This is a genomic window from Pseudomonas sp. NUPR-001 (genome assembly GCF_052147955.1).
In the GTDB taxonomy this organism is placed as follows: Bacteria; Pseudomonadota; Gammaproteobacteria; order Pseudomonadales; family Pseudomonadaceae; genus Aquipseudomonas.
Window position 1 is genome coordinate 4,668,714 of the sequence record NZ_CP197353.1, and the last position, 12,711, is coordinate 4,681,424.

13 protein-coding genes are annotated in these 12,711 nt (G+C 59.5%); all 13 read right to left on the reverse strand.

Annotated features, from left to right (window positions below; all coding sequences use genetic code 11):
- Positions 1 to 31 precede the first annotated feature (31 nt).
- Positions 32 to 661, reverse strand: a complete 630-nt coding sequence (gene rnhB / locus ACP6KB_RS21405) for a ribonuclease HII (RefSeq protein WP_442109262.1) — start codon at positions 659 to 661, stop codon at positions 32 to 34.
- A complete protein-coding gene (gene lpxB / locus ACP6KB_RS21410) occupies positions 662 to 1,789 on the reverse strand; it encodes a lipid-A-disaccharide synthase (RefSeq protein ID WP_442109263.1) in 1,128 nt (375 codons plus the stop codon).
- Between the two features lie 2 nt (positions 1,790 to 1,791).
- Complete coding sequence (gene lpxA / locus ACP6KB_RS21415; RefSeq protein WP_442109264.1) at positions 1,792 to 2,568, reverse strand: acyl-ACP--UDP-N-acetylglucosamine O-acyltransferase; 777 nt, start codon at positions 2,566 to 2,568, stop codon at positions 1,792 to 1,794.
- Positions 2,565 to 3,005, reverse strand: coding sequence for a 3-hydroxyacyl-ACP dehydratase FabZ (gene fabZ / locus ACP6KB_RS21420; protein ID WP_038613986.1), 441 nt, complete (start codon positions 3,003 to 3,005; stop codon positions 2,565 to 2,567). Before fabZ ends, lpxA begins: the two co-directional genes overlap by 4 nt.
- Positions 3,006 to 3,115: 110 nt before the next feature.
- Complete coding sequence (gene lpxD / locus ACP6KB_RS21425) at positions 3,116 to 4,171, reverse strand: UDP-3-O-(3-hydroxymyristoyl)glucosamine N-acyltransferase (protein WP_442114358.1); 1,056 nt, start codon at positions 4,169 to 4,171, stop codon at positions 3,116 to 3,118.
- Positions 4,172 to 4,173: 2 nt separating this feature from the next.
- The gene (locus ACP6KB_RS21430) at positions 4,174 to 4,677 is read right to left on the reverse strand and encodes an OmpH family outer membrane protein (protein WP_038996736.1); all 504 of its coding nucleotides are present in this window, start codon (positions 4,675 to 4,677) and stop codon (positions 4,174 to 4,176) included.
- Between the two features lie 44 nt (positions 4,678 to 4,721).
- Positions 4,722 to 7,070, reverse strand: a complete 2,349-nt coding sequence (gene bamA / locus ACP6KB_RS21435) for an outer membrane protein assembly factor BamA (protein ID WP_442109265.1) — start codon at positions 7,068 to 7,070, stop codon at positions 4,722 to 4,724.
- A 74-nt stretch (positions 7,071 to 7,144) separates the two neighbouring features.
- A complete protein-coding gene (rseP, locus tag ACP6KB_RS21440; protein ID WP_442109266.1) occupies positions 7,145 to 8,497 on the reverse strand; it encodes an RIP metalloprotease RseP in 1,353 nt (450 codons plus the stop codon).
- Between the two features lie 42 nt (positions 8,498 to 8,539).
- Entirely contained in the window at positions 8,540 to 9,730 is a 1,191-nt protein-coding gene (gene ispC, locus ACP6KB_RS21445; RefSeq protein ID WP_442109267.1) for a 1-deoxy-D-xylulose-5-phosphate reductoisomerase, read from the reverse strand.
- Entirely contained in the window at positions 9,727 to 10,542 is an 816-nt protein-coding gene (locus tag ACP6KB_RS21450) for a phosphatidate cytidylyltransferase (protein WP_442109268.1), read from the reverse strand. Before ACP6KB_RS21450 ends, ispC begins: the two co-directional genes overlap by 4 nt.
- On the reverse strand, positions 10,542 to 11,297 hold the full coding sequence (gene uppS, locus ACP6KB_RS21455) for a polyprenyl diphosphate synthase (protein ID WP_442109269.1): 756 nt from the start codon (positions 11,295 to 11,297) through the stop codon (positions 10,542 to 10,544). The genes ACP6KB_RS21450 and uppS overlap by 1 nt, the downstream gene beginning before the upstream one ends.
- A gap of 17 nt (positions 11,298 to 11,314) precedes the next feature.
- Positions 11,315 to 11,872, reverse strand: a complete 558-nt coding sequence (gene frr / locus ACP6KB_RS21460; RefSeq protein ID WP_442109270.1) for a ribosome recycling factor — start codon at positions 11,870 to 11,872, stop codon at positions 11,315 to 11,317.
- Positions 11,869 to 12,612, reverse strand: coding sequence for a UMP kinase (pyrH, locus tag ACP6KB_RS21465; RefSeq protein WP_010224848.1), 744 nt, complete (start codon positions 12,610 to 12,612; stop codon positions 11,869 to 11,871). The genes frr and pyrH overlap by 4 nt, the downstream gene beginning before the upstream one ends.
- Positions 12,613 to 12,711: the final 99 nt, after the last annotated feature.

Consider the following 12,711-nt stretch of genomic DNA (forward strand, 5'->3'; position numbering starts at 1 on the left):
AATCCCGGCTACTGAAACTTGTCCGGGTACGTCAGCTTGCGGCGAACCCGTTACTCAGCGCCTCCCGTGCCTCCAGCGCAGCGCGCACCGGTGCGAAAGAGCGACGATGAATCGGTGTCGGCCCCAGACGCGCCAACGCCTCAAGGTGCACCGGGGTCGGATACCCCTTGTGCCCACCGATGCCATAACCCGGATAGATTAGCTCGAACGCTGCCATTTCCCGGTCACGGGTAACTTTGGCGAGGATCGAAGCGGCAGCAATCGCCGGCACCTGGCTATCCCCCTTGACCACTGGCGATGCAGGCACCGACAGCTTGGGGCAACGATTACCGTCGATCAGCGCCAGTTTCGGCGTGACATCCAGGCCTTCGACCGCGCGCTGCATGGCCAGCATAGTGGCGTGCAGAATATTCAGCTCGTCGATTTCCTCGACTTCGGCGCGGGCAATGCAGAAGCTCAGGGCTTTTTCGCAAATTTCATCAAACAGCTTTTCGCGGCGCGCCTCGGTGAGCTTCTTCGAGTCGTTAAGGCCAAGAATCGGCCGCTGCGGATCGAGAATCACCGCAGCGGTTACGACTGCGCCACACAGCGGCCCACGGCCGACTTCATCGACGCCGGCCACCAGGTCTTCGACCAGCGTGAAGTCCAGTCCCATTTGCATCTATCGGCTTTCCAGCAGGGCCAGCACCGCTTCAGCTGCCTGATTAGAGGCATCGCGGCGCAGGGTTCGGTGAATCTGATCAAAACCTTCAGTCTGCTGCACACCACCTTCGACCAGCGGCGCCAGGGTCTGGGCCAAGGCTTCAGGCGTGGCCGCTTCCTGCAACAACTCGGGCACCAGCATGCGCTGTGCCAACAGGTTCGGCAGGGACACGTAAGGGCTTTTGACCAGGCGTTTGAGAATCCAGTACGTCAGCGGCGCCAAACGGTAGGCCACCACCATAGGGCGCTTGAACAACAACGCCTCAAGGGTCGCGGTACCCGAGGCGATCAACACCGCATCGCAAGCGGCCAAAGCCTGGTGCGAGCGTCCGTCGAGCAGGGTCAAGGGCAGGTCGCGACCTTCAAGCATCTGTTCAAGTTGCGCACGACGCTCGGCATTGGCACAAGGCGTGACAAAACGCACGCCTGGTACCAATTCACGCAAGCGCTGCGCGGTATCGAGGAACAAGGCGCCCAAACGCCCCACTTCCCCGCCGCGACTGCCAGGCATCAACGCCACCAGCGGCCCGTCACTGAGCCCCAGTTGTTCACGTGCTGCCCGGCGATCAGCCTCAAGCGGAATGCTGTCAGCCAGCGGATGGCCGACAAAACGCACTGGCACACCCTTCTCTTCGTAGAACTTGGCCTCGAAGGGAAACAGCGTGAGCATCAAGTCGCAGCCTTCACGGATTTTCAGCACACGCTTCTGCCGCCAGGCCCAGACCGATGGACTGACATAGTGCACGGTCTTGATCCCGGCCTTGCGCAGGTTCAGCTCGATGTTGAGGGTAAAGTCGGGCGCATCGATACCGATGAATACGTCCGGGCGCTCCTCGATCAGGGTCTGGATCAGCAGCTTGCGGCGCTTGAGCAGCTCACGCAGGCGCCCCAGTACCTCGACCAGGCCCATCACCGCCAGGCGTTCCATGGGGAAGTAAGACACCAGGCCTTCAGCCTGCATCAACGGCCCGCCGACACCGATGAAACGCACCTGAGGATGGCGCGCCTTGAGCGCACGCATCAGTCCGGCACCGAGAATATCGCCGCTGGCCTCGCCAGCCACCAGCGCTACACAGTACTCAGCCATGATCAGCGCGTGATGCCGCGGGTAGAGTTCTGGATCGACTGGAGGAATACGTCGACTTCAGGGAACTGCGAGGCAGGCTCAGCCAGCTCGGCAATCGCTTGTTCAACAGTAAGCCCCTGACGGTAAACCACCTTGTAGGCACGACGCAGGGCGTGAATTGCCTCTTCGCTGAAACCACGACGGCGCATGCCCTCGAAGTTCATGCTGCGGGCCTCGGCGGGGTTACCGAATACCGTGACATAAGCCGGTACATCCTTGCCGATGGCGGTACCCATGCCGGAAAAGCTGTGAGCGCCGATATGGCAGAACTGATGCACCAGGGTAAAGCCGGAAAGGATTGCCCAGTCATCAACGTGCACATGCCCGGCCAACGCGGTGTTATTGACCAGAATGCAGTGGTTGCCGATGACGCTGTCATGGCCGATGTGGGCGTAGGCCATGATCAGGTTGTGATCGCCCAACGTGGTTTCCGAACGATCCTGCACGGTGCCACGGTGGATGGTGACGCCTTCACGGATGACATTGTGGTCACCGATCACCAGGCGCGTTGGCTCACCCTTGTACTTGAGGTCGGGGGTATCTTCACCTACCGAGGAAAACTGGTAGATGCGGTTGTGCCGACCGATACGGGTTGGTCCCTTGAGGATGACATGCGGACCGATGACGGTCCCCTCCCCGATCTCGACGTCCGGACCGACGATAGACCAAGGGCCTACTTCGACGCCGTCGGCAATCTTTGCCGACGGATCGATGATTGCCCGAGGGTCAATCAAACTCATAGTTTACGTTCCGCACAGATGATCTCGGCCGAGCATACCGGCTTGCCGTCGACCGAAGCCTGGCACTCGAACTTCCAGATCTGGCGCTTGCAGCTGATGAACTTGGCCTCGAGGATCAGTTGATCGCCTGGCAGCACCGGCTGACGGAAACGCAGTTTGTCGGAACCCACGAAGTAGTACAGGGTACCGTCCGCCGGTTTCACGTCGAGCATCTTGAAGCCAAGGATACCGGCCGCCTGGGCCATGGCTTCGATGATCAGCACGCCCGGCATGATCGGGTGCGCCGGGAAGTGACCATTGAAGAAAGGTTCGTTGATGCTGACATTCTTGTAGGCACGAATGCGCTGGGCCTCGACGTCCAGGTCCACTACCCGGTCCACCAGCAGGAACGGGTAACGGTGAGGCAGGTATTCGCGAATCTCGTTGATGTCCATCATTTCGGGGGGAAGCCTGTAGTAAAGATAGGGAGCGCCCGCTTTGGCCAGGCGCTCCTTTTGCAAATCAAAGAGTCAGCCTGTGGCTATTCACTCTCGATCAGGAAATGGTATCAGCCTTCTGATGAAGTCTGGCTGCCTGAGGTCACGACCTCGATACGCTTTTCCACCTGTTGAAGGCGTTTAGCCATCTCGTCTAGCTGACGTATCCGTGCAGCGCTTTTGCGCCACTCGCCCAGCGGCTGCATTGCCGTTCCGGAAGAATAAGCCCCAGGCTCGGTGATCGAGCGCGTGACCATGGTCATACCAGAAACGAAAACGCCGTCGCAGACGTCGATATGCCCCACCATGCCAACACCGCCGGCGATGGTGCAATGCTTGCCAATCTTGGTACTGCCGGAAATGCCGACACAGGCCGCCATTGCCGTGTGATCACCAATCTGTACGTTATGGGCGATCTGGATCTGGTTGTCGAGCTTGACGCCATCACCGATCCGGGTATCAGCCAGGGCACCACGGTCGACTGCAGTGTTAACACCGATTTCGACATCGTCACCGATGCTCACACCGCCGATCTGGGCAATCTTCTGCCAGACACCTTTTTCATTGGCAAAGCCGAAGCCTTCACCGCCAATGACCGCGCCAGACTGAATGACCACGCGCTTACCGATGCGCACGTCGTGGTACAGCGTAACGCGTGGGGCCAACCAGCCACCTTCACCGATCACGCAACGGGCGCCGATGAAGCACTGCGCGCCGATAGTAACGCCCGGCCCGATCTGTGCACCACTTTCGATGACCGCACCGGCACCAACGCTGGCGCTGGCATCAACCTGGGCATCGTCAGCAACCACGGCGCTGGGATGAATTCCCGCTACAGCCCTGGGCTTTGGATCAAACAGGTGAGAAACACGTGCGTAAGCAAGGTACGGGTCAGGGACGATCAGAGCGTTGCCGCTAAAACCCTCAGCATCGGCAGCCTTGAGCAGCACAGCGGCGGCATGGCTGTCACCGAGGTACTTGCGGTACTGCGGATTGGCGAGAAAGCTCAATTGACCCGGCCCGGCTTCCTGAAGGGTTGCCAGGCCAGTGATTTCCAGCTCCTCGGGGCCACTCAAGGTGGCGCCGAGGAACTCGGCCAACTGGCCGAGTTTCATGGTCACAGTCATGCTCAACGGGACTGGTTCATGCGCTCGATGACTTGGCGAGTGATGTCGTACTGAGGTTTGACATCAATCACCGCGCCACGCTCGAGCACCAGGTCGAAACCGCCCTTCTTGATCACTTCTTCAACTGCGCCATCAAGCTTTGGCTTCAGCTGCTTGAGCATTTCACGGTCAGCAACGGCCTTGGACTCGTTCAGCTCCTTGGACTGGAACTGGAAGTCACGGGCTTTCTGCTTGTATTCAAGCTCCAGACGCTCGCGCTCTGGCTGGGCCATTTTGTCGCCACCCGCACGGATACGGTCGGCAATGCCCTTGGCGCTGCTTTCCAGGTTCTTCAGCTTGGTCAGCTGTGGGCCGAATTTCTTCTCGGCATCAACGGCGTATTTCTTCGCCGCATCCGACTCCAGCAGTGCCATCTGATAGTTCAGAACGGCAACTTTCATTTCGGCGAAAGCCGGGGTTGCGATCAGGGTCGCAGCCAGTACTGCCAGTTGGGTCAACTTACGCACGATGCACTCCTACAGAATCCGATGTCGTTAGCAGAGGGCCGACCTTAGAAGGTCTGACCCAGAGAGAATTGGAACACCTGGGTATCGGCTTCGTCCGGCTTCTTCACTGGCATGGCCAGGCTGAAGCTCAACGGACCAAGCGCGGTGATCCAGGTCACACCCAGGCCGACGGAGCTGGCCAGACCCGACAGGCCGACCTTCTCGCAATCCGGCTGGGAGCCGCAGTTGGTATCGAACACGTTACCCACATCCCAGAATACCGAGGTGCGCAGCGAGCGTTGGTCCTTGACGAACGGCAGCGGGAACAACAGTTCTACACCACCCTGGACGAGGACGTTACCACCGAACGGCAGCGGATCCTGATCCGGGTCGGCGACGGTACCCGGGTTGTGACCGTCACTCGGCGTACTGCGCGGACCCAAGCTGCTGTCCTTGAAGCCACGAACCGAGTTGAAACCACCGGCATAGTAGTTCTCGTAGAACGGCAGACCCGACGTACCACCGAAACCATCACCATAGCCCAGTTCAGTGTGCAGACGCAGGGTGTAGTCGTTAGTGATTGGCTTGAACAGCTGACCACGGTAGTCGAGTTTGAAGAACGACAAGTCGCTGCCTGGGGTGGTTGCCTCAAGCACCAGGCTTTGAGAGTGACCACGGGTAGCCAGCACGCCCTTGTTCAGGGTCGACTCGGACCAACCGGCCGAAGCCTTGAAGTTCAGGTACTTGTCGCCTTCTTCTTCAACGAAATCAAAGATCTCGTCAACGGTGTACTTACCGGTTTTGATCTCGTCCTGCTGCGCCGTCAGGCCGAAGGTCAGGCGCGAGGTTTCGCTGATCGGGTAACCCACGCTGACGCCTGCACCCAGGCTGTCGACCGCATAGCTGGCAACGTCAACGTCGAGGTCGTCGTAGTCAGTGGTGCGATAGAACGCGTTGTAACCCAGGCTGACGCCATCAGCAGTCCAGTAGGGGTCAACGAAGCCGAAGTTGTAGCGACTCTGGTATTCGCTGCGGGTCAGGCCGATGGACACCTTGTTACCGGTACCGAGGAAGTTGGTCTGGCTGATCGAACCACCGAGGATCAGGCCGGCGCTCTGGGCGAAACCGACGCTGGCGGTGATCGAACCGGAGGCTTGCTCTTCAACACTGTAGTTGACGTCGACCTGGTCGTCGGTGCCCGGAACGGCCGGGGTCTCGACGTTGACTTCCTTGAAGAAGCCCAGACGCTCCAGACGGGTCTTGGACTGGTCGATCAGGTAGGTCGAAGCCCAGCCGCCTTCCATTTGACGCATTTCACGGCGCAGCACTTCGTCTTCAGACTTGGTGTTGCCACGGAAGTTGATACGGTTGACGTAGGCACGCTTGCCCGGATCGACCACGAAGGTGATGTCGACAGTGTGGTCTTCGTCGTTTGGCTGTGGCACGCCGTTGACGTTGGCGAAGGTATAGCCTTCGTTACCCAGACGACGGGTGATCAGCTCGGAAGTGGTGGTCATCACCTTACGCGAGAACACCTGGCCCGGCTGCACCAGCATCAGCGACTTGACCTGGTCTTCCGGCACCTTGAGGTCACCGGACAGTTTTACGTCACGAACGGTGTACTTCTCGCCTTCGTTGACGTTGACCGTGATGTAGACGTGTTTCTTGTCTGGCGTGATCGAAACCTGGGTGGAGGCGATGTCCATGTTGATGTAGCCGCGGTCCAGGTAGTAGGAACGCAGGCGCTCCAAGTCACCGGAAAGTTTCTCACGGGCATACTTGTCATCGTTTTTGAAGAACGACAGCCAGTTGGTGGTCTTCAGCTCGAACAGGTTGACCAGGTCTTCCTCAGGGAAGACGGTATTGCCAACTACGTTGATGTGCTGGATTGCAGCAACCGTGCCTTCGTTGATCTTGATCTTCAGACCTACGCGGTTACGTGGCTGCGGCACGACTTCGGTGTCGACCTCTGCCGAGTAGCGGCCCTGGGCAACGTACTGGCGCTGCAGTTCGTTACGCACACCTTCAAGGGTGGCGCGCTGGAAGATCTCGCCTTCGGCCAGACCCGATTGTTTCAGACCTTTCATCAGGTCTTCGGTGCTGATGGCCTTGTTGCCTTCGATTTCGATGCTGGACACCGAAGGACGCTCGACTACGGTAATAATCAGGACATTGCCGTCACGGCCCAGTTGGATGTCCTGGAAGAAACCGGTCTTGAACAGCGCACGAGTGGATTCCACCAGGCGACGGTCATCGGCCTCATCGCCGACGTTCAATGGCAAAGCACCGAAAACGCTGCCCGCGGAAACCCGCTGCAGACCATTGACGCGAATATCGGAGATGGTGAAGGACTCGGCGTGAACTTCAGCGATCATCAGTACGGCGAGAACCGCAGTTAGCAGCAGACGTTTCATGAAGTCCTTTCTTATTCCAACTGGCAATAAACGACCCGCCGCGGGACGCGGCAGGTTCGCAATTGAGCGAAGCTTTACAGTCGACCCAAATCGTTTATCAGGGCAAGCAACATCACCCCGACTACCAAACTGATACCGATCTGGACCCCCCAACCTTGCACCCGATCTGAAAGCGGACGACCACGCGCCCACTCAATCAGGTAGAACAGCAAATGCCCCCCATCCAGTACTGGAATGGGCAGCAAATTAAGAACCCCCAGGCTAATGCTCAGGTAGGCGAGGAAATTAAGGAAATCCCCAACACCTGACTGGGCTGAAGCGCCCGCCACTTTAGCAATGGTTATCGGTCCGCTCAAGTTTTTTACCGAGAGCTCGCCGAACAGCATTTTCTTCAACGATTCGAGGGTCAGCACACTCATGTTCCAAGTGCGCGAAAGCCCCTCACCTACGGCCTCCAATGGCCCATAGCTCACCTCGCGAAGCATGGCATCCGGCCACTTAACTGGCTTTACGCCAGCCCCGAGATAACCGCTGATCGACTTACCTTCACCACGTGTGGCCAGGGTCACCGGGATATCCAGGGTCGCGCCGTTACGCTCGACCTGCAGCAAGACCTTGCTGCCAGCACGGCCACGCACGGAGTCGACAACCTGCTGCCAGTCATTCAAGGCCTGACCATCAAGGCTGAGCAGGCGGTCACCGGTTTGCAGGCCAGCCGCCTTGGCGGGCCCTTTAGGGTCCAGCTCAGCGAGCACCGGCGACAGTGCCGGACGCCACAGACGCAAGCCAAGGGAGCGAATTGGGTCAGGCTCGTCCGCACCTTTGAGCCAATTATCCAGGGTCAGCACATGCGCGCTGTCGACGGTCGCGCCCTCTTCGCGCACATTGATGTGCAACTGGCCGCTCTCGCCCAGACGACGAATCAGCTGCAGGTTGACCGCCGACCAACCCGTGGTCGCCTTGCCATCAATGGAAACAATTTCCTGGCCAGCTTTCAGCCCAGCGGCCTCGGCGATACTGCCTGCCTCGACACCACCGATGACCGGACGCTCCTGTTGAGTGCCAAGCATTGCCAGCACCCAGAAGAACAGAATCGCCAGGAGAAAGTTGGCGATCGGCCCCGCCGCCACGATTGCAATGCGCTGACGCACCGACTTGCGATTGAATGATTGCTCGATCTGGTCGACCGGCACTTCACCCTCACGCTCATCGAGCATCTTGACGTAGCCACCCAGCGGAATGGCAGCCACCACGAATTCGGTACCATGACGGTCGTGCCAGCGCAGCAAAGGCGTGCCGAAACCCACGGAAAAACGCAGCACCTTGACGCCACAACGCCGGGCCACCCAGAAGTGACCGAATTCGTGAAAGGTGACCAGCACACCCAATGCCACCAGGGTGCCGATAATCATGTAGAGCGCACTCATATCTTTCTCCGAATGACGTTCAGCCCAGCCAGGTCACTGGCCTCAGCACCCGTGTTGGTTCAACCACTGCCCCGCCAACCGCCGGGCGCGCTGATCGGCAGCAAACACCGCATCGAGCGACTGCACAGCAACGACCGGCTCCTGGTCGAGTACTTGTTCGATCATACTCGCGATCTGCGGGAAACGAATGCGCCGCTGGAGAAATGCCTCCACGGCAACTTCATTGGCCGCATTGAGCATTGCCGGCGCACTGTTGCCCGCCTCGGCCGCCTGACGCGCCAGACGCAAACAAGGGAAACGTTGCTCATCAGGTGCCTGAAAGTCCAGGCGTGCAACGGCAAACAGATCGAGCGGCGCTACACCGGAATCGATGCGCTGCGGCCAGGCCAGTGCATTGGCAATCGGCGTGCGCATGTCCGGGTTACCCAGTTGTGCCAACACCGAGCCATCGACATAGTCGACCAAGGAGTGAATCACGCTCTGCGGATGCACCACCACCTCAACCTGAGCTGGACGCGCATCGAACAGCCAGCACGCCTCGATCAGCTCCAGGCCTTTGTTCATCATGCTGGCCGAATCGACCGAAATCTTGCGCCCCATGGACCAGTTGGGATGCGCACAAGCCTGCTCCGGAGTGACCTGAGCCAGCTCGGCCAAGGGTGTTTCGCGAAACGGCCCACCAGAGGCGGTCAGCAGGATACGCCGCACACCGACCTGGGACAGGCCGCGGGCGTAGTCACCCGGCAAGCATTGGAAAATCGCGTTGTGCTCGCTATCGATCGGCAACAACACTGCGCCACTGCGCTGAACCGCCTGCATGAACAGGGCGCCGGACATCACCAGCGCTTCTTTGTTAGCCAACAGCACCTTTTTGCCTGCTTCGACGGCCGCCAACGTTGGGCGCAAACCCGCCGCTCCGACAATCGCTGCCATTACGGCATCGACTTCAGGGCTTGCCGCCACTTGGCACAAACCCTCTTCGCCTTCGAGCACTTCGGTACGCGAGCCAGCCGCCGCCAGTTGCTCACGCAACTGCTGCGCCGCCTCGGCCGACGGCACCACGGCAAACACTGGCGAATGGCGCAGACACAGCGCTAGCAGCTCTTGCAGTCGCGAGTAACCACTAAGCGCGAACACCTGATAACGCTCCGGATGACGAGCGATCACATCCAGAGTGCTCAAGCCGATCGAGCCCGTGGCACCCAGTACGGTAATACGTTGCACGCTGCTCACATCACGCCCCAGTTGGCTGCCCAGAGCAGCACCGCAAACAGCGGGATGGCCGCAGTCAGGCTGTCGATACGGTCCAGAACGCCACCGTGGCCGGGCAACAGATTGCTGCTGTCCTTGATGCCGGAGCGACGCTTGAACATGCTTTCGGTCAGATCGCCGACCACCGACACCAGCACCACGACAGCAGCGCCCAACAGGCCCAGCAGCAACGCGCTGACGCTCCAGCCGCGATTGATCCCCACGACCAGGGTAATGACCAAGCTTAGCGCCAAACCACCGTAGACACCCTCCCAGCTCTTGCCAGGACTCACCTGCGGTGCCAGCTTGCGCTTGCCGAAGGCACGTCCGGAGAAGTAGGCGCCGATATCCGCACCCCAGACCAGCACCATGACCGCCATGATCAACCAGTTGCCCAACGGCCAATGCTTGAGCAGCACCAGGCCTTGCCAGGCCGGCAACAGAATCAGCAAACCGATCAGCAAACGACAGGCCACACTGGACCAGAGTTCGCTGGTACGCGGGTAGGTCAGCACCAGCCAGGTCGCTACACCCCACCACAGCACCGAAGCCCCTAGCACCCAGGGCGCCAGGTCCGGCATGAGGTAGAGCAGCATCAGCAGGCCTGCCACCACGGCGGCATAGGCTACGCGTACAACTTGCGCAACCAGACCTGCCAGGCGCGCCCACTCCCAGGCCCCCAGGGTCACCACCAGGCCGATGAACAGGGCGAAATCGCCGCCATCGAGCAGGAAGAAGCCGCCCAGGGCAATGGGCAGCAGGATCAGCGCTGTGATGATGCGTTGTTTAAGCATTAAGCACGGGCTCCAGCTTCGACCTGCTCGCTGGTTTTCCCGAAACGGCGCTGGCGCGAAGCGTAATCGGCCAGCGCAGAGCGCATGGCCTCGTGTTTGAAGTCCGGCCAGTACAGGTCGGAGAAATACAGTTCGGCGTAGGCCAGCTGCCACAACAGGAAGTTGCTGATGCGATGCTCGCCACCGGTACGAATGCACAGATCGGGCAGCGGCAGGTCGCCGGTTGCCAGGCAGGTTTGCAGGAGTTCGGGGGTAATGTCGTCCGGGCGCAGATGCCCGGCCTGAACCTCACGCGCCAGGCGCTGAGCGGCCTGGGCGATATCCCACTGGCCGCCGTAGTTGGCAGCGATCTGCAGGATGAAGCGATTACTGCCAGCGGTCAGCGCTTCGGCTTCGCGCATGGCGGCCTGCAGCTCAGGGTGAAAGCGCGAGCGATCACCGATGATGCGCAGACTGATGTTGTTGTCGTTGAGGCGCTTGGCTTCTCGGCGCAAGGCCGAGAAGAACAGCTCCATCAACGCACCGACCTCTTCGGCCGGTCGCTGCCAGTTTTCACTGGAGAAGGCGAACAGGGTCAAGACCTCGACCTTGGCCTCGGCACACACCTCGATGACCGCGCGCACTGCGTCGACACCCGCCTTGTGCCCGGCTACCCCCGGCAGCAAGCGCTTCTTCGCCCAGCGATTATTCCCATCCATGATGATCGCGACATGGCGCGGCACCGATGAGGACACACCCTGTTTGGTCTTTTCCATTAAAAAAGTCCCGACCTTTAAACGGCCATCAGGTCCTTTTCTTTCTCTTCGGTGGCCTTGGTGATCTGGGCCTCGGTATCTTTCGTCAGCTTGTCGATATCAGCGATGGCGCGACGCTCTTCGTCTTCACTGATTTCCTTGTCTTTGACCAGCTTCTTCAGTTCACCCAGAGCATCGCGGCGGATGTTGCGCACAGCAACGCGAGCGTCTTCGGCCGCACTGCGGGCCTGCTTGGTGAAGCCCTTACGGGTTTCTTCAGTCAGGGCTGGCATGGTGATCAGCAGCAACTCACCCAGGTTGGTCGGGTTGAGATTCAAACCGGCGCTCTGGATGGCCTTGTCAACGGCAGCGAGCATGTTGCGCTCGAAAGCCACGACCTGCAGGGTGCGCGAATCTTTCACGGTGACGTTGGCGACGCCGCTGATCGGGGTGTCGACACCGTAGTAAGGCACCATCACGCTTGCCAGGATGCTTGGGTGTGCCTTGCCGGTACGAATCTGGCCGAACGCATACGCCAGAGACTCCAGGGATTTCTGCATGCGCGCTTGGGCGTCTTTCTTGATTTCGTTGATCATTTTTGAACTTCCTCGATCAGAGTTCCTTCAGCGCCACCATGCACGATATTCAGCAAGGCGCCGGGCTTGTTCATGTTGAAGACGCGCAACGGCATCTTGTGGTCGCGGCACAGACAGATTGCCGTCAGGTCCATTACGCCCAGCTTGCGATCCAGCACTTCATCGTAGGTCAGATGATCGAACTTCTCGGCATGCGGGTCTTTGAATGGATCTGCAGTGTATACACCATCGACCTTGGTTGCCTTCAATACCACGTCGGCATCGATTTCGATGGCGCGCAGGCAGGCTGCGGAGTCGGTGGTAAAGAACGGGTTGCCAGTACCGGCAGCGAAGATTACAACTTCTTTGGAGTTCAGGTGGCGCATGGCTTTGCGGCGATCATAGTGATCGGTCACGCCTACCATGGAGATCGCCGACATGACGATAGCGGTGATGTTCGCGCGCTCGAGCGCATCACGCATGGCCAGGCCGTTCATTACCGTGGCCAGCATACCCATGTGGTCACCGGTAACGCGATCCATGCCAGCCGCGCTGAGCGCTGCACCACGGAACAGGTTGCCACCACCGATCACCAGGCCGACCTGAACGCCGATACCGACCAGTTGGCCGACTTCCAGCGCCATGCGATCCAGGACCTTGGGGTCGATCCCGAACTCTTCCGAGCCCATCAGGGCCTCGCCGCTAAGCTTGAGTAGAATGCGTTTATAGCGAGCTTGATAACCACTGCCCTGCTGAGCCATTGCGAATCTCTCCTGCGGCGTTTTGAAAAAATCTTGCGGGCTGTTTTCAGCCTGCGCGTAACTCTAGTGTGGCGCAGCTACTGCGCCAGCGGGAGGCAG